The sequence below is a fragment of the Streptomyces sp. NPDC026394 genome, from assembly GCF_055567735.1.
Window position 1 is genome coordinate 191,463 of the sequence record NZ_JBVHPX010000001.1, and the last position, 16,827, is coordinate 208,289.

17 protein-coding genes are annotated in these 16,827 nt (G+C 73.6%); 11 read left to right on the plus strand and 6 right to left on the minus strand.

The annotated features are described in order from the left end of the window. The first annotated feature begins 77 nt into the window (after positions 1-77). On the plus strand, positions 78-1,175 hold the full coding sequence (gene dapC / locus ACZ4QV_RS00895) for a succinyldiaminopimelate transaminase (protein ID WP_361586483.1): 1,098 nt from the start codon (positions 78-80) through the stop codon (positions 1,173-1,175). A 126-nt stretch (positions 1,176-1,301) separates the two neighbouring features. Here dapC and ACZ4QV_RS00900 read toward each other — a convergent pair whose 3' ends face one another. Next, entirely contained in the window at positions 1,302-1,868 is a 567-nt protein-coding gene (locus tag ACZ4QV_RS00900; RefSeq protein WP_361147026.1) for an ATP-binding protein, read from the minus strand. Between the two features lie 573 nt (positions 1,869-2,441). Further along, positions 2,442-3,464 carry a VldE C-terminal domain-containing protein gene (locus ACZ4QV_RS00905; protein WP_467762446.1) on the minus strand — a complete coding sequence of 341 codons (1,023 nt, stop codon included), beginning with the start codon at positions 3,462-3,464 and terminating at the stop codon, positions 2,442-2,444. Between the two features lie 41 nt (positions 3,465-3,505). Between ACZ4QV_RS00905 and dapE the strand changes: the two genes are divergently transcribed. Further along, the gene (gene dapE, locus ACZ4QV_RS00910; protein ID WP_361147020.1) at positions 3,506-4,597 is read left to right on the plus strand and encodes a succinyl-diaminopimelate desuccinylase; all 1,092 of its coding nucleotides are present in this window, start codon (positions 3,506-3,508) and stop codon (positions 4,595-4,597) included. A gap of 111 nt (positions 4,598-4,708) precedes the next feature. Continuing rightward, positions 4,709-5,461, plus strand: coding sequence for an LOG family protein (locus ACZ4QV_RS00915; RefSeq protein WP_361147018.1), 753 nt, complete (start codon positions 4,709-4,711; stop codon positions 5,459-5,461). A 21-nt stretch (positions 5,462-5,482) separates the two neighbouring features. Here the strand turns inward: ACZ4QV_RS00915 and folP are convergent, their stop codons facing one another. After that, positions 5,483-6,382, minus strand: coding sequence for a dihydropteroate synthase (gene folP, locus ACZ4QV_RS00920; RefSeq protein ID WP_361586475.1), 900 nt, complete (start codon positions 6,380-6,382; stop codon positions 5,483-5,485). Between the two features lie 89 nt (positions 6,383-6,471). On the opposite strand from folP, the gene ACZ4QV_RS00925 reads away from it, so the two are divergent. Continuing rightward, positions 6,472-6,912: a DivIVA domain-containing protein gene (locus ACZ4QV_RS00925; protein WP_361147012.1), complete on the plus strand. Its 441-nt coding sequence runs from the start codon at positions 6,472-6,474 to the stop codon at positions 6,910-6,912. After that, positions 6,909-7,517, plus strand: coding sequence for a DNA-3-methyladenine glycosylase I (locus ACZ4QV_RS00930; RefSeq protein WP_361147009.1), 609 nt, complete (start codon positions 6,909-6,911; stop codon positions 7,515-7,517). Before ACZ4QV_RS00925 ends, ACZ4QV_RS00930 begins: the two co-directional genes overlap by 4 nt. A gap of 42 nt (positions 7,518-7,559) precedes the next feature. Here the strand turns inward: ACZ4QV_RS00930 and chcB are convergent, their stop codons facing one another. Beyond that, a complete protein-coding gene (chcB, locus tag ACZ4QV_RS00935; RefSeq protein WP_361147006.1) occupies positions 7,560-8,360 on the minus strand; it encodes a 2-cyclohexenylcarbonyl CoA isomerase in 801 nt (266 codons plus the stop codon). 314 nt (positions 8,361-8,674) lie between these two features. Between chcB and ACZ4QV_RS00940 the strand changes: the two genes are divergently transcribed. Next, positions 8,675-8,842, plus strand: coding sequence for a DUF3117 domain-containing protein (locus tag ACZ4QV_RS00940; RefSeq protein ID WP_125045128.1), 168 nt, complete (start codon positions 8,675-8,677; stop codon positions 8,840-8,842). Positions 8,843-9,062: 220 nt separating this feature from the next. On the opposite strand, the gene ACZ4QV_RS00945 is transcribed toward ACZ4QV_RS00940, so the two are convergent. After that, a complete protein-coding gene (locus ACZ4QV_RS00945) occupies positions 9,063-9,746 on the minus strand; it encodes an O-methyltransferase (RefSeq protein WP_030020299.1) in 684 nt (227 codons plus the stop codon). Positions 9,747-10,022: 276 nt separating this feature from the next. Here ACZ4QV_RS00945 and sigE point away from each other — a divergent pair, with 276 nt between their 5' ends. From sigE to ACZ4QV_RS00970, 5 genes are all read left to right on the plus strand, one after another. Beyond that, entirely contained in the window at positions 10,023-10,712 is a 690-nt protein-coding gene (sigE, locus tag ACZ4QV_RS00950; RefSeq protein ID WP_030020300.1) for an RNA polymerase sigma factor SigE, read from the plus strand. Next, a complete protein-coding gene (locus ACZ4QV_RS00955; protein WP_467762447.1) occupies positions 10,709-11,722 on the plus strand; it encodes an anti-sigma factor family protein in 1,014 nt (337 codons plus the stop codon). Before sigE ends, ACZ4QV_RS00955 begins: the two co-directional genes overlap by 4 nt. A 137-nt stretch (positions 11,723-11,859) precedes the next feature. Next, entirely contained in the window at positions 11,860-14,013 is a 2,154-nt protein-coding gene (locus tag ACZ4QV_RS00960) for a S1C family serine protease (protein ID WP_467762448.1), read from the plus strand. Between the two features lie 146 nt (positions 14,014-14,159). Beyond that, positions 14,160-14,654, plus strand: a complete 495-nt coding sequence (locus ACZ4QV_RS00965) for a sec-independent translocase (RefSeq protein ID WP_361146995.1) — start codon at positions 14,160-14,162, stop codon at positions 14,652-14,654. A 127-nt stretch (positions 14,655-14,781) separates the two neighbouring features. Next, entirely contained in the window at positions 14,782-15,507 is a 726-nt protein-coding gene (locus ACZ4QV_RS00970; protein WP_361146992.1) for a hypothetical protein, read from the plus strand. Between the two features lie 126 nt (positions 15,508-15,633). Here the strand turns inward: ACZ4QV_RS00970 and ACZ4QV_RS00975 are convergent, their stop codons facing one another. Beyond that, on the minus strand, positions 15,634-16,794 hold the full coding sequence (locus tag ACZ4QV_RS00975; protein ID WP_361146989.1) for an Mrp/NBP35 family ATP-binding protein: 1,161 nt from the start codon (positions 16,792-16,794) through the stop codon (positions 15,634-15,636). Positions 16,795-16,827 lie beyond the last annotated feature (33 nt).

The following is a 16,827-nucleotide window of genomic DNA, read 5'->3' on the forward strand; positions in this document are numbered from 1 at the left end:
TCGGGCAGCCGACGCCGCACGGGGCCGAGGCGTTTCCCGACCTGTGCGGCCAGAGGAACGTGAGGAAAGAGAGCAACGTGGGCACCGTTTCGTCCCGTCTTCCGGTCTTCCCCTGGGACCGGCTGGAGCCGTACAAGACCACGGCGGCCGCGTATGCCGACGGCATCGTGGACCTGTCCGTCGGCACTCCGGTCGACCCCGTGCCCGCGCTCGTGCGCACAGCCCTCACGGACGCCGCCGACAGCCCCGGCTACCCCACGGTGTGGGGCACCGCCGCCCTGCGTGACGCGATCACCGGCTGGGCCGGGGAGCGCCTGGGCGCCACCGGCCTGGACCACACCAACGTGCTGCCGGTCGTCGGCTCCAAGGAACTGGTCGCCTGGCTGCCGACCCAGCTCGGCCTGGGCGCCGGCGACCGCGTCGCGTACCCGCGCCTGGCCTACCCGACCTACGAGGTCGGCGCGCGCCTGGCGGGCGCCGAACCGGTCGTCTACGACGACCCCTGGGAGCTGGACCCCACCGGCCTCGAGCTGCTGTGGCTGAACTCGCCGTCCAACCCGACGGGCCGCGTGCTGAGCGCCGACGAGCTGCGCCGTACGGTCGCCTGGGCGCGCGAGCACGGCGTCCTGCTCTTCAGCGACGAGTGCTACATCGAACTGGGCTGGGAGGCCGACCCGGTCTCCGTCCTGCACCCGGACGTGTGCGGCGGCTCGTACGACGGCATCGTGGCCGTCCACTCGCTGTCCAAGCGGTCCAACCTGGCCGGCTACCGCGCCGCGTTCCTCGTGGGCGACGCCGCCGTCCTCGGCGAGCTGCTGCTGATCCGCAAGCACGGCGGCATGATGATCCCCGCGCCGGTGCAGGCCGCGACCGTCGCGGCGCTCGGCGACACCGAGCACGTCGGCGAGCAGCGCGAGCGCTACGCGCGCCGCCGTACGGCCCTGCGCGAGGCTCTGGAGGCCGCCGGCTTCCGCGTCGAGCACAGCGAGGCGTCGCTCTACCTGTGGGCGACGCGTGACGAGTCGTGCTGGGACACCGTCGGCGACCTCGCCAAGCGCGGCATCCTGGTCGCGCCGGGCGACTTCTACGGGAGTGCGGGGGAGCGCTTCGTACGGGTCGCCTTCACCGCCACCGACGAGCGGGTGGACGAGGCCGTACGGCGCCTGGCGCAGTAGCCCCCAGCCGCACGCCGGGGCAGTGGCCCGACCCGCACGCCCGGCGCGGCGGCCGCAGACGCGACGAGCCCGGAGCGGACGCCGTACCTCAGGCGTCCGCTCCGGGCTTCGCTGTGCGGCACTCCGTCAGCTGATGGGCAGCCCGTTCGTCGGCAGCAGGTCCGAGGCCAGGCCGCTGTCGCCGACCGCCTGGGCCAGTCCGTCGGTGGACAGCGAGTCGGTCAGCCCGTCGGTGGACAGCCCGTCGCCCGGCAGCGCGTCGGTCAGGCCGTCGGTCGGCAGGCCGTCCTCGGTGGCGGTGTGGAGGGTGTCGGTGAGGATGTCCCCCGCGCTGTCCGCGGTGTCGCTGGCGGCGTTGCCGGCGGCCTGCTTCGCGGCCGGCGCGGTCTCCCCGAGCGTCTTGCCCGCGGTCTTGCCGGCGGTCTTGCTCAGGGCCGGGACGGCCTTGCGGACAACCTTGCTGCCGGCTTCGGTGGCGTTCGCGCCGGTTTCGCCGGCGAGGTCGCCGGCACCCTGGACCGCGCCGTCGGCGGTGTCGGCGAGGCTCGCGGTGTCCACTGCGCTCAGTCCGCCCAGGTCGGAGGAGTTCGGCAGTTCCACGGCGCTCGCGGAGCCCGCACCGACCACGGGGGCTGCGCCGGCTGCGACCAGCAGCGCGGCTCGGGCGATCCGACGCGAGAGGGGGAGGGACATGGTGCTCCTTTTACGGAGAGGGACTGGTTCTTCTGACAGACGTGCCGTGTCCGCCGGCGGGGCGCGGTGGCTGCCGGACGCACGACGTGACTACCGCGTCAGGCCCGGGAAGGTTGCGGCACGGCCGGTAAAGAATCAGTGGGGGGTCACATAATCTGCTCCGGAGGAAACCGGGCAAACTGCGCCGTGCGCAGTATGGTGCTGAAACGTCACGCCTCAGTCTCCGGGCGGGACCCACGCCGTTCGAGTGACCCCGGCGACGGTGAGGCGGCGCCGCTGCCCGGGGTTGACGACGTTAACTCGGCCGAGGGACCGGCCGGACGGCTGCGCGGTGCGCACGAGGCTGACGGCGTGACGGCCGTACGGGTGAGGAGCGGCGCCGCGCGGGGGCTCCGGCGGCGGTCGCGCGAGCGCGTCCCCAGAGGCCGGTACGGCCGCCCGGCGCCCCGGCCGCACGGCAGCGTCACCGGGGCCGACGACGACCGTGTCACCGGGGCCGGCGCCACCGCCCGGCGCACGGCCGTTCCGGCGGCCGCTCCCCGGTGCCACCCGCTCCGGCAGCCGCCTCCGGGCTCACTTCGCGGTGACGATCCGTACGTCCGTACCGGAAGCCCGCGCCGCCGCGCCGGTCGCCTTCTGCCAGCCCTTCCCGGAATCGGCCGCCGACCACATCTTCCCGGCGTAGGAAATCTGCTCGATGCCCAATGCCCCGGAGTGGGCCATCGCCCAGGTGGCCAGCTCCCAGCCGCGGCGCTCCGTCCCCGGACCGGCCGCCGGCGCGCCGCCGGCCTGCCCCGCGCCCGCCGCGGCCCCGGAGACCCCGGAATCCGCGGCGTCACCGTGGGAGGCCGGCCGCGCGGGCACCGTCAGCACCCGGCCGCCGTCCTTGCCGCCGTCCGCGCCGCCGGGAGCCGTCCCGTCCGTGTGCGGCAGGACGTCGGGCCCGAACTCGCGCACCAGCTTCTTGCGCACCTCGTCCGTACCGCCCGGCCGCTTCCGGTCCGCCGGACGGTTCACCGAACATGTCATCGCCGCGCCGTCGCGCCCGGTCAGGGCGCCGGTCAGCAGCGCGGCGTCCGGCTCGTGCTTGGCGTACGCCTGCGGGAAGCCGCTGCGCTGCACCTTCTGCGCGGCCACCGTCAGCGGCAGCCGCGAGTAGCCCGGCACCTTGACCAGGTGCGTGTAGAACTCCCCGGCCGAGTAGACCGGGTCCATGATCTGCTCGACCGTGCCCCAGTCCTGGGACGGGCGCTGCTGGAACAGGCCGACCGAATCGCGGTCACCGAAGCCGATGTTGCGCAGCCCCGACTCCTGCATGGCGGTCGCCAGCGCGATCGTCACGGCCCGCTGCGGCAGCCCGCGCGCGGAGCCGACGGCCGAGATGGTCGCGGCGTTCGCGGCCTGCTCCGGCGAGATCTCGTACGGCTGCCCGCCGTCCGCGGCCCGCACCGAGCAGCGCGGCGCACCCGGGCCGCCGGTCACGTACTGCACGACGAGATACACGCCCAGTCCGACGAGCACGGCGAAGGCCGCGCCGGCCCGCAGGAGGCGCTTGCCGCGGGTGCCGCGGGAGGGGGCGGAGGACTGGGGAGGCACGCAGCCAACGGTACTGGAGGGGCGCCGGTAGGGTCGGACGCATGGAGACCGCTACGCAGACCCCCGCACTGGACCTCTCCCGCGACGCGGCCGAGCTCACCGCTCAGCTCGTCGACATCCCCTCCGTCAGCCGGGACGAGAAGGCCATCGCGGACGCCGTCGAGAACGCGCTGCGTGCGCTCCCCCACCTGACGGTGGAGCGCGACGGCAACTGCATCGTCGCGCGCACGCACCAGGGCCACGCCGAGCGGGTCGTGCTGGCCGGCCACCTGGACACCGTGCCGATCGCGGACAACGTGCCGTCCCGGCTCGACGAGAACGGCGTCCTGTGGGGCTGCGGCACCACCGACATGAAGTCCGGCGTCGCCGTGCAGTTGCGCATCGCCGCCACCGTCCCCGCGCCCAACCGCGACCTGACCTTCATCTTCTACGACATGGAGGAGATCGCCGCCGAGTTCAACGGACTCGGGCGGCTGGCCGCGGAGCACCCGGACTGGCTGGAGGGCGACTTCGCCGTCCTGCTGGAGTCCTCGAACACCGAGGTCGAGGGCGGCTGCCAGGGCACGCTGCGGGTGCTGCTGCGCACCGAGGGCGAGCGGGCCCACTCGGCGCGTAGCTGGATGGGCAGCAACGCCGTCCACGCGGCGGCGCCGATCCTCGCCCGCCTGGCGTCCTACGAGCCGCGCCGGGCCGTCATCGACGGTCTCGAATACCGCGAGGGCCTGAACGCCGTACGGATCGAGGGCGGCGTGGCGGGCAACGTCATCCCCGACGCCTGCACCGTCGCCGTGAACTTCCGCTACGCGCCCGACCGCAGCGAGCAGGAAGCGCTCGACCACGTCCGTGAGGTCTTCGCGGACTGCGGCGTCGCCGAGATGATCGTCGACGACCACTCGCCGGGCGCGCTGCCGGGCCTGTCGCACCCCGCGGCCGCCGCCTTCATGAAGGCGGTCGGCGGCGTCGCCAAGCCCAAGTTCGGCTGGACGGACGTCTCGCGCTTCAGCGCCCTGGGCGTGCCCGCGGTGAATTACGGGCCCGGCGACCCCGTACTGGCGCACAAGAAGGACGAACGGGTCGCCGTCGAGCGGATTCTGCACTGCGAGGAGCGCCTGCGGTCCTGGCTCACCGCGTAACCCACCGGCCCCACGTGCCCCACCGGTGTCCCGGCATCCGGAATTGCCCTGCCCGTCACCTGCGCCGATCTACCCTTGCCGGACACCGACCGGCAGCGGAGGGAGCACGATATGGCCAGCCCCGAGGAAGAGCGGGCGTGGGAGGAACAGCGCCTGGGACCCGTGGTGCGCCGACGCGAGCAGGTGCAGAAGGGCACCACGGACCAGCGGCTGCTGGACACCGCCGAAGGCGACACGGACTGGGTGCACACCGACCCCTGGCGGGTCATGCGCATCCAGTCGGAGTTCGTGGAGGGCTTCGGCGCACTGGCCGAACTGCCGAGCGCCATCAGCGTCTTCGGCTCGGCCCGGACGCCCGTCGGCTCGCCCGAGTACGAGACGGGCGTCGAACTCGGCCGGGCGCTGGTGGAGGCCGGCTTCGCGGTGATCACCGGCGGCGGGCCCGGCGTGATGGAGGCCGCCAACCGGGGCGCCAGGGAGGCCAAGGGCGTCTCCGTCGGCCTGGGCATCGAGCTGCCCTTCGAACAGGGCATGAACCCGCACGTCGACATCGGCGTCAACTTCCGTTACTTCTTCGTCCGCAAGACGATGTTCGTGAAGTACGCGCAGGGATTCGTCGTGCTGCCCGGCGGCATGGGCACCCTCGACGAGCTGTTCGAGGCGCTGACCCTCGTCCAGACGCGCAAGGTCACCCGCTTCCCGATCGTGCTCTTCGGCACGGAGTACTGGGGCGGCCTGGTCGACTGGCTGCGTGACACGGTGGTCGCGCAGGGCAAGGCGTCGGAGCACGACCTGCTGCTCTTCCACGTCACCGACGACGTGGACGAGGCGGTCGCGCTGGTGTCCAAGGAGACCGGGAAGTAGCGCCGGCTGCCCGGCAGCGCGCTACGCGAGTCCCCGGCGGGCGACCGCCGGGGGCCGGTGGCCCGCGATGGAGGCCACCATGTCCAGGACCTGCCGCGTCTCGGCGACCTCGTGGACGCGGTAGACCTGAGCGCCCAGCCACGCCGAGACCGCGGTCGTGGCCAGCGTCCCGAGGAGCCGTTCCTTGACCGGCCGGTCCAGCGTCTCGCCGACGAAGTCCTTGTTCGACAGCGAGACCAGCACCGGCAGCGGGGTGTCCCCCGCCCCGGGGAAGCCGAGGTCCCGCGGCACGGCGTGCGTCATCTCGTCCAGCCGGCGCGTCGCCTCCAGACTGTGCCGGGTGTTCTTCCCGAAGTCGTGCCCCGGGTCGATCATGATCGCGTCGCGCCGTACGCCCAGCTCCACCGCCCGCTCGGCCAGTCCCAGCGTCACCCTCAGGATGTCCGCCAGCACATCCTCGTACGCCACCCGGTGCGGGCGGGTACGCGGCTCCACACCACCCGCGTGGGTGCACACCAGACCGGCGCCGTGGCGCGCCGCGACCTCGGCCAGCTTCGGGTCCACCCCGCCCCACGCGTCGTTGAGCACGTCGGCGCCGGCCTCGCAGACCGCCTCGCCGACCTCGTGCCGCCAGGTGTCCACGCTGATCACCACGTCCGGGAAGCGCTTGCGCACCTCGGCGACGAAGCCGACCGTGCGCCGGGCCTCCTCCTCGGCGCTGACCTCCTCGCCCGGGCCCGCCTTCACCCCGCCGATGTCGATGATCGCGGCACCCTCGGCCACCGCCTGCTCCACCCGGGCGAGCGCGGGCTCGTCCGTGAAGGTGGCTCCCTGGTCGTAGAAGGAGTCCGGGGTCCTGTTCACGATGGCCATGATCACCGGCTCGTGCTCGGTGAACTCTCGATTCCCCAGCCGCAGCATTGCTTCTCCTCTTCCTGGTCCGGCAGCGACCCTAACGGTCACACCCGCATGGCACGATCAGTGCCAACACATAGCTCGGGGAGATGGTCGTGTTCTGGTTCTTGCTGATCGCGATGGTCGTGGTGGTCGCCGCGGTCACGCTCGCCGTGGTCGGCGGCGGCGACGCGGGCGGGCTCGGCGAGGCCGCCCCGGACCGGCTGTACGAGCCGCTGCCCGCCGACCGGCCCGTCTCCCGCGCCGACGTGGAGGCGGTACGCCTGGCGGTGGGGGTGCGCGGCTACCGGATGAACGACGTCGACGACGTGCTGGACCGGCTCGGTGCCGAGCTGGCCGAACGGGACGCGCGGATCGCCGAGCTGGAGGCGGCCCTCGCGGGCGCGCACGCCGCGGCGATGGGCCCGCCGGACCTGATCAAGGACGGCCCGGAGGACGGCTCCGGGGACCGGGACGGGAAGCGGCCCGGGGAACGCCCGGCCGCACCGGAGCCTCCGGTCCCCGGGGGCGAGGAAGAGGGGAAGACCGCCTCATGACGGGAGTGAGCACGGCTCCGGACGGGGTGCCCCGCTGCCCCTGGGGCATGGAGTCGGAGAAAATGGCCGACTACCGCACCTACCACGACACCGAATGGGGCCGGCCGGTCCACGGCGACGACGCGCTCTTCGAGCGGATGAGCCTGGAGGCGTTCCAGTCCGGGCTGTCCTGGCTCACGATCCTGCGCCGCCGCGAGGGCTTCCGGGCCGCGTTCGCGGACTTCCGGATCGAGGCGGTCGCCCGGTTCACCGACGCGGACGCCGAGCGGCTGCTCACCGACGCCCGCATCATCCGCAACCGCGCGAAGATCAACGCGGTGCTCACCAACGCGCGGGTCGCGGCCGAGCTGGCCCCGGGCGAGCTGGACCGCCTGATCTGGTCGTACGCGCCCGAGCGCGGCACCCGCCGGACCCCGCGCACGCTGTCCGACGTGGCGCCCGTCACCCCGGAGTCCACGGCGCTGGCCAAGGACCTCAAGAAGCGCGGCTTCCGCTTCGTCGGTCCCACGACCGCGTACGCGACGATGCAGGCGTGCGGCCTGGTCAACGACCATCTGGCGGACTGCCATGTGCGGGACGCGGTGGAGGCGGCGGCGGAGGTGTGAGGCGCGACCGGGCCGGGGCCGCGGGCCTAGGCCGGGCCGGCCTCAGCGCCCCAGGAACGTCGGCTTCTCCTTCTTCACGAACGCCTCGACCGCGATGTGGTGGTCCTCCGAGGCGCCCGCCCGCGTCTGCAGTTCCTCTTCCTTGGCCAGCGTCTCGACGAGCGAGTGCCCGGCCCCGTACGCGAGGGATTCCTTGATCGCGGCATAGGCGGCGGTCGGCCCCTCGGCCAGCGTGCGCGCCACCGCCGCCGCCTCGGCCGCCAGTTCCGCCGCCGGGACGACCTTGTTCGCGATGCCCAGCTCGTACGCCTCCTGAGCGGAGATGCTGCGCGGGAAGAGCAGCAGGTCGGCGGCGCGGCCGTGGCCGATCAGGCGGGGCAGCGTCCAGGAGATGCCGGAGTCGGCGGTGAGCGCCACGCCCGCGAAGGAGGTGTTGAAGGAGGCGGTGTCGGCGACGACCCGGTAGTCCGCGGCCAGCGCGAAGCCGGCGCCGGCGCCCGCCGCCACCCCGTTGACCCCGGCCACCACCGGCTTGGGCATCCCGGCGAGCGCCGTGACGACGGGGTTGTAGTGCTCGCGCACCGTGCTCATGGTCTGCCCCGAGCCGGTCGCGCGGTCCTCGGCCAGCAGCCCGATGTGCTCCTTGAGGTCCTGTCCCACGCAGAAGGCGCGTCCGGTGGCGGTCAGCAGGACGGCCCGTACGGCCGGGTCGGCGGCGGCCTCGCGCAGAATGTCCCGCAGGGCGGCCTTGGCCTCCGTGTTCATCGCGTTCATGGCGTCGGGGCGGTTGATCGTGATCGTCCCGACGCCGTCGGTCACGTCGTAGAGCACGGTGTCGGCCATGGTGAGGGGTCCCTCCGTAGCGGCTCGCGCTGCCGGGCAGTGGCAGCCAGCGCTCAGGATGCCGGAGATCATCGGTGCCCGTCATGTGACGTACGTCAAACGACCGGCGAGGACCGGACGCCGGACGAGGGCGAAGTATCGCAGCCCACTCCCCGAATTGGGTGGTTTTGCGAGAGCGCGTTGCCGAAGGGATGCTCCCCGATGTTGGTCATCGGGTCGTGCGATGCGGGATAATGGCCTGGAAGCAATGTGTTCGATGCCGGTGACACCTGGGTTGTCGGCTGCGTGAGCTGGTTTCAGGAAGGGGAACGAGCATGGCGGCCATGAAGCCGCGGACGGGCGACGGCCCGCTCGAGGTGACCAAGGAGGGGCGGGGCATCGTCATGCGCGTTCCGCTCGAAGGCGGCGGTCGACTCGTCGTCGAGCTGACTCCCGACGAGGCCAAGGCTTTGAGCGAGGCCCTGGAGAAGGTCACCGTCTGACAGGGCAGCCGCCCTGATGCTGCGGTTTCCCGGGGCTGACCCCTGGACCCCCAGCCGAATACCCGGGCCCCGGTGGGCGCCGCGCGCAGGCGCGGCGCCCACCGGGGCCGTGTTCGTTCCCGTGCGGCCGGTCCGCACCCGCGGCGGGCCTTGCGTCCGTACAGTGGTCCCCGTCGCGCCGCCGCTCCGGCGGCCGGGCCGTGCGCGCCGCGGTCCGTGGTCAGCCGCGCTTGACGGCGCACAGCAGGCCGTCGCCCACCGGCAGCAGGGACGAGACCAGCGCGTCCGTCTCGCGGAGGGTGCGCAGCAGTTCCCGCAGGCGCAGCACCTCGGCGGGCTGGGCCGCCGAGTCGACCGTACGGCCGTCGGCGAAGACGCCCTCGAAGCAGACCAGGCCGCCGGGGCGCAGCAGCCGCAACGATTCAGCGAGATAGTCCAGGCACTCCATGCGGTCGCCGTCGCAGAAGACGAGGTCGTAGCCGCCGTCGGCGAGCCGGGGCAGGACGTCCAGGGCGCGGCCGGGGATGAAGCGCGCGCGGTTGCCGGCGAAGCCCGCCTCCCGGAACGCCTGCTTCGCGAACTGCTGCCGCTCCGGTTCCAGGTCGACCGTCGTCAGGACGCCGTCCGGACGCATACCGTGCAGGAGGTAGATGCCCGACACTCCCGTGCCGGTGCCGATCTCGGCGACCGCCTTGGCGTCGGCCGTCGCGGCGAGCAGGCGCAACGCGGTGCCGGTGCCGGTGGACACCGCACGGATGCCCGCCTCCCGCGCCCGCTCCCGGGACCAGTGCAGGGCGGCGTCGGCCTCGTCGTCGATGGTCCCGGCGCCGTACGCCTCGGCGAATGCCAAGCTCGTCTGCCGGTTGCCGGTAATGGCCCTCTCCTGTCCCCGTAGTTGACGCAACCGTGACTGTATCCGCTGCGTGCGGGAACCCGCAGATGGGACCGGGCGTTGAAGCACAGCAGGGGGGATGCATCGGTGAAGACCCAACGAGATGTGCGGGATGACGCGAAGCCAGGCCAAAAGCAGGTCAAATCTGCTTATCCGGAGCTAACGGGCGAGGTGGATATGGTAGGGGCTCTACTGGACACCACCAGAGCCACCAGGGGAGGTGCGGCTGCGACGGGTGACCGATGGGCGCGCAGGCGTCTCAGGCGGTCGGCCGCCGAGCCGAAATCCGTGACAGACACCGCTGACCGTTCCCGCTCCCACGGCCTCAAGGGTAGGGGAGGGGCCTTCGACACCGCTACGACAGCGACGTTCGCCGCCGAAGCGGATGCGCAGGCCTGGACCCCGCCCAGCTGGGAGGAGATCGTCAGCACGCACAGCGCGCGGGTCTACCGTCTCGCCTACCGCCTCACCGGCAACCAGCACGACGCCGAGGACCTGACGCAGGAGGTGTTCGTCCGCGTCTTCCGCTCGCTGTCGACCTACACCCCCGGCACCTTCGAGGGCTGGCTGCACCGCATCACGACCAACCTCTTCCTGGACATGGTCCGCCGGCGCCAGCGCATCCGCTTCGACGCCCTCGGCGACGACGCGGCCGAGCGGCTCCCCAGCCGCGAGCCCTCCCCGCAGCAGCATTTCAACGACACCCACTTCGACGCCGATGTGCAGCAGGCGCTGGACACCCTCGCGCCCGAGTTCCGCGCCGCCGTGGTGCTCTGCGACATCGAGGGCCTGTCGTACGAGGAGATCGCCGCCACCCTCGGTGTGAAGCTGGGCACGGTCCGCAGCCGGATCCACCGCGGCCGCTCCCACCTGCGCAAGGCGCTCAAGCACCGCTCCCCGGCGGCGCGCGCCGAGGAACGCGAGCGCGACCGGCGGCCGCTCACTTCGGTCACTACAGGGGAGGTCGGAATCGCGTGAGCGGTACAGGCGGTCCGTCCCCCGCCGAGCATCATCTCGGCGACCGCCTCGCGGCTCTGGTCGACGGGGAGTTGGGGCATGACGCGCGCGAGCGGGTGCTCGCGCATCTCGCTACGTGTGGAAAGTGCAAGGCGGAGGCCGACGACCAGCGGAAGCTGAAGAACGTCTTCGCCGAGACGGCGCCCCCCGGTCCCTCCGAGGGGCTGCTGGCGCGCCTCCAGGGGCTGCCCGGAGGTGATGCCGACGGCTCCGGAAGTCGGCTGGGCCCCGGGCGCTTCGGCAGCGGCGCCTTCGGCGGTGACTTCACCGAGGGCGGCGATTTCGAGGCGCGCGGCGGCTCGTTCCGGTACGTACCGTCCGGCAGCCGTGCCGTCGGCGCGGTGCCCCGCCAGCCGCGCTCGCGCGGCTTCCGTATCCACGAGCCGGACCGGCCCGCGCCGCAGCGCCGCCGGTTCGCCTTCGCGGCGGCCGGGGCGGTGTCCCTGGCGGCGTTCGCGCTCGGCGGCGCCCTGCCGCTGGAGGCGGCGGTCGACACCCCGAGCAGCCGCGGCAACGGTACGGGCAGCCAGATGACGCCGCTCAGCGCCACCCCGGGACCGGTCGGCCCGCCCGGAACGACCCGCGGCGAGGCCCTGCTGTACGCGACGAGCCACCCCTGGGCGCGGTCGCTCCCCGACGCGGGCCCGACCGTGGAGCCGGCCCCCAGCTCGCTCGGTCTGACCGGCCCGTCGGCGCCGTCGGCCGCGCGCCCCGCGCCGACGCTGCCGCTGTCCGAGATCGCGTTCCCGGCCGACGGCCGGTCCGCCCTGCCCGCGCTGACGCTCCAGACCGGTCAGCTCCTGCCGTACCACCCCGCGCGGGGCAGCGCGTCCGCCCCGCTGTCCGGCGCCCGTGTCGTCGGCCCGTACCTGCCCTCGGCGGACGCCGGACGCCCCCTGGCCGGGCCCGCCGTACCGTCCGGTCCCGCCTCCCGGGAGGCGATGACCGCCCATCACCCCGCCCCGCGCTGACCGGGCTCTGCGCACGGCCGCGCGAACCTGGTTGAATCGCTCTCCGGACGGCGTTCCCCCCGCGCGGGGGCGGGCCTCCGGCGAGGTGGTGGTGCCCGCCTGACACAGCGGGCGAATCGGTGGGGAGCACGGAGACCATGGACGAGGGGACGGCCGCCGGGCCGAAGCGGAACTGGTGGAGCCGGTCGGGGCAGCAGCCCGCGCAGCCGCCGGCACAGGCGCCCGCCGCGCCCGGCCCCGCGGCACCCGACGCCGAAGCGGCCGCCGCCACCCGGGAATTCACAGCCCTGCCCGGGGAGGCCGACGCCGCACCGGGTACGTCACCGGACACCGGGCAGGCGGCGGGCACCGGCGCGCCCCACAGGCCGAGCGCGCCCACTCCCGCACCCCGGGCGCCCGCGCCGCACGCCCCCGAACGGCACGCCCCCGCACCGCCGGTCGGCCCTCCCGCCGCGCCGCCGCGGCAACAGCCCCTCCACCCCCAGGACCCGTACGGCACACCTCCGTACGGCGACCCCGGGCCCTGGGCCCCCGCGCCGCCGGTCCAGCGTCCGACGGCCACCCCGGCGCACGGCACGGGCGTTCCGCCGCAGGGCACCGGCCCCGCGCCGCAGAGCCCGGCGCCGACGCCTGCCGGACAACCGACCTCTGCCGGACAGCCGACGCCTGCCGGACAGCAGCCCGCGTACGGCACCGGCGCACCCGTACCGCCGCCCCAGCAGCCGTCCCCGGCCCAGCCGCAGCCCCCCGCGGGCCCGCAGCCGCACGAGGGCTCCGCCGCCCGTGCACCGATGCCGCAGGCCGAGCCCTCGCCGACGGCTGCCCAGCCGCCGCAGGCTCCGTCCGAGGCACACGACACGTCGAGCCGCGCCCCGCTTCCGCCCGCGGCGTACGACACGTCCGGCGGCGCCCCGCTTCCGCCCGAGGCGCACGGCGCGCCGCAGCCCCCGCACGCCCCGCCGCCCGGCCTTGGCGGCACGGAGCCGCATCCGGGCGCGACAGTGGACGGACAGCCCCACCAGGCCCCCCAGGCCCAGCAGACCCACCACGCCCACCCGTCCCATCCGCAGAGCGAGCAGCAGGGGCACTGGCAGCAGTACGACCCCTGGCGGACGCCGCAGCACGGCGCGGCGATGCCCCTGGGCACGCCACCCCCGCCGCCACCGGCCCCCCGGCGCAACCGCCGCGGCGCGCTGGCCGCGGGCGCGGTGATCCTGGCGCTGGTGGCGGGCGGTGTCGGCGGCGGCGTCGGCGCGTACATCGAACGCAACGGCGGCCTCGGCAGCATCGAGCTGCCGCAGGACACCGGCGACCGGGGCGGCCGCAAGCCGGACAGCGTCGCCGGTATCGCCCAGGCGGCGCTGCCGAGCGTGGTCACCCTGCACGTACGCGGCAACAGCGAGCAGGGCACCGGCACCGGCTTCGTCCTCGACAAGCAGGGCCACATCCTCACCAACAACCATGTCGTCGAGCCGGCCGGCACCGGCGGGGAGATATCGGTCTCCTTCAGCGGCGGCCAGACGGCCAGGGCCAAGGTCATCGGCCGGGACGGCGGCTACGACCTGGCCGTCGTGCAGGTCCAGGGCGTCTCCGGGCTGCGGCCGCTGGCGCTCGGCGACTCCGACTCGGTCCGGGTCGGTGACCCGGTCGTGGCGATCGGCGCACCGTACGACCTCGCCAACACCGTCACCGCGGGCATCATCAGCGCCAAGCAGCGGCCCATCACGGCGGGCGGCAAGAAGGGCGACGGCAGCGACATCTCGTACGTGGACGCCCTGCAGACCGACGCCCCGATCAACCCGGGCAACTCCGGCGGCCCGCTCGTCGACTCCCGGGCCCGGGTGATCGGCATCAACAGCGCCATCCGGGCGGCCGACAGCTCGGGCGGCGGCCTGGACGGCGGCGGCCAGGGCGGCAGCATCGGCCTGGGCTTCGCCATACCGATCAACCAGGGCAAGTGGGTGGCCGAGCAGTTGATCAACAAGGGCAAGGTCCTGCACCCGGTGATCGGCGTCACGCTGGAGATGGAGTACGCGGGCGACGGCGCGCGGGTCAGTTCCCAGAGCAAGGACGGCGGTGTCCCCGTCACGCCCGGCGGCCCGGGGGCCAAGGCGGGCATCAAGCCGCGGGACGTGATCACCAAGGTGGACGGGCAGCCCGTGCACAGCGGCGAGGAGCTGATCATCAAGATCCGCAGCCACCGGCCGGGCGACCGGCTCACGCTGACCCTGCGGCGCGACGGCAAGGAGCAGACCGCCCCGCTGACCCTCGGCGCGGCCGGCCAGGAGTAGCGGCCCCGGGAGCGTTTGCCCGGTGTTGGGACGGGCGACTCCCGCCGGACGCCACGGGCCAGGTACCGTGATAGGCGGCCTGGCCCATAGGCCCGACACGTCCCCCTAGGTCCTGGTGGGCCACGGATGACCCAAGGAGCTGCAAGGTGTTCTTCGACATAGGACCCCTAGAGCTGGTCGCGCTCGTGATCCTTGCGGTACTGATCTTCGGGCCGGACAAGCTGCCCAAGGTGATCTCCGATGTCATGGGGTTCGTGCGCAAGGTGCGGGCGTTCTCGGACAACGCCAAGGAAGACATCCGCAGCGAGCTGGGCCCGGAGTTCAAGGACTTCGAGTTCGAGGACCTGAAGCCCAAGAACTTCGTCCGCAAGCACGTGCTGGAGAACGACCAGTACGGCCTTCAGGAGATCCGTAACGGCTTCGACCTGAAGAAGGAGATGGCCGAGGTCACGGACGCCGTGCACGGCGTCGACAGCGCCTCCTCCGCCGACCAGGGGTCCGCGTCCCGGGTGAGCTTCAGCAAGGAGTCCCCGGCCGCCGGGACCGGCTCCGGCGGCGGGTCCGCCGCGCCGGACCTGTTCACCAAGGGCGCGAAGCCGGCCCGGAACGAGCGCCCTCCGTTCGATCCCGATGCCACCTGACTCGTCTTATGCAAGCCTTATGCCCGCTGGTGCCGAACGGGTTGACTATGCTCCCGGTGTCCGGGGTGAGGTCGCCTGAGGGGGGCGGGCCGCCCACGACGCAGGGCAACTAGGAGGCTCCGCGCAGATGGAGACGACGGGTCGGGCAGGAGTTCAGGCGGTCACCGCCGACACCGGGCGGAAGGTCGACGGCTATCTGTCGGCCGCGTTCCCGTGGTACGGACTCGACGACGCGTTCACCGGTCCCCGCTGGCTGCTGCAGGTCGGCGCGGCCGCGGACGGCACGGTCGAGCACGGCGCGACCGGCCACGGCCAGCAGCCCACCATAAAGGTGGAGAGCACACCGGACTCGGAGCGTTTCGCGGTCGTGGTGACCGTCGCCAGCCGCCCCGTGCGGCGCAGCGCCGACGGCACGGGGGTCCTGGACGCCACCTCCACCGCCACCGCGGCCTGGCTCGCCGGATCGGGTCTGCTCTCCCGCACCTGGCCGACGCAGATGGACCGCACGCTCCGCCAGGACTGGCTCGACCAGCAGACGATGCTCGCCTGGGAACTGGCGGACGACCTCGGCGGCGAGGGCTGGAGCGCGCTGACGCTGCCGGTGGACGGCGTGCCGACGCCGTTCCGCTACCGGGAGTCGGAGTACGGCTGGGTGCTCGCCGGGTCGGCGGGCGACGGCCCGGAGGGCGTGCACATCGGTGCGTACGGGCGCGGCATGAGCGCGTACGGACTGGGCTTCGCGGTGGTCAAGGACATCGCCGCGTACGAGAGCGGCGACGGTGTCACGAGGCCGGCGGCCACCGGAGACACGCGGACGGAGGACGTGCCCGCGGAAGGCGTGGCGGCGGACTGAGCCGAGCGCGGCCGGGGCCGTACGGGCACGGCCCGGCGCCACGCCCGCCGCACGACGACGAAGGGGCGGGCCCGCCGGGCCCGCCCCTCCGCCTGTCCCGGCCGCCGTCCCCGGCCGCCGGGCGCCTCAGAACTTGTTGCGCGGGGTGATCCCCAGTGACATGCCCGACAGGCCGCGCTGGCGGCCGCCCAGCTTGCCCGCGATGGCACGGATGGCCGCGCCGGCCGGGGACTCCGGGTCGGTCAGCACGACGGGCCTGCCCTCGTCGCCGCCCTCTCGCAGCCGTACGTCGATCGGGATGGCGCCCAGCACCGGTACCTGGGTGCCGGTCGTCTTCGTCAGGCCCTCGGCGACCCGCTCGCCGCCGCCGGTGCCGAACACGTCCACCATCTCGTCGCAGTGCGGGCAGGGCAGCCCGGACATGTTCTCCACCACGCCGACGATCTTCTGGTGGGTCTGTACGGCGATCGAGCCGGCCCGCTCGGCGACCTCCGCGGCGGCCTGCTGCGGGGTCGTGACGACCAGGATCTCCGCGTTCGGTACGAGCTGTGCCACCGAGATGGCGATGTCGCCGGTGCCCGGGGGCAGGTCGAGCAGCAGGACGTCCAGGTCGCCCCAGTACACGTCGGCCAGGAACTGCTGGAGCGCGCGGTGCAGCATCGGCCCGCGCCAGACCACCGGGGCGTTGCCCGGGGTGAACATGCCGATGGAGATCACCTTCACGCCGTTGGCCGACGGCGGCATGATCATGTTCTCGACCTGGGTGGGACGGCCGTCCGCACCCAGCATCCGGGGCACCGAGTGGCCGTAGATGTCGGCGTCCACCACGCCGACCTTCAGGCCGTCCGCCGCCATCGCCGCGGCCAGGTTGACCGTCACCGACGACTTGCCGACGCCGCCCTTGCCGGAGGCGACCGCGTAGACCCGGGTCAGCGACCCCGGCTTGGCGAACGGCACCTCGCGCTCGGCGGTGCCGCCGCGCAGCGACGACGCCAGCTCCTTGCGCTGCTCGTCGCTCATCACGTCCAGGTCGACCGAGACACCGGTGACGCCCTCGACCCGGCCCACCGCCTCGCGCACGTTCGAGGTGATCGTCTCGCGCATCGGGCAGCCGGCGACCGTCAGGTAGACCGCCACCGCCACCGCGCCGTCCGCCGCGATGTCCACCGATTTGACCATGCCCAGTTCGGTGATGGGGCGGTGGATCTCGGGGTCGTTCACCGTGGCGAGCGCGGCGTGGACCGCGTCCTCGCTGGGCGCTGCGCTTCGGGGCGTGTCGGTAGCCATGCCCCAAGACTACGGGGGTGGTGGCGGCCTCCG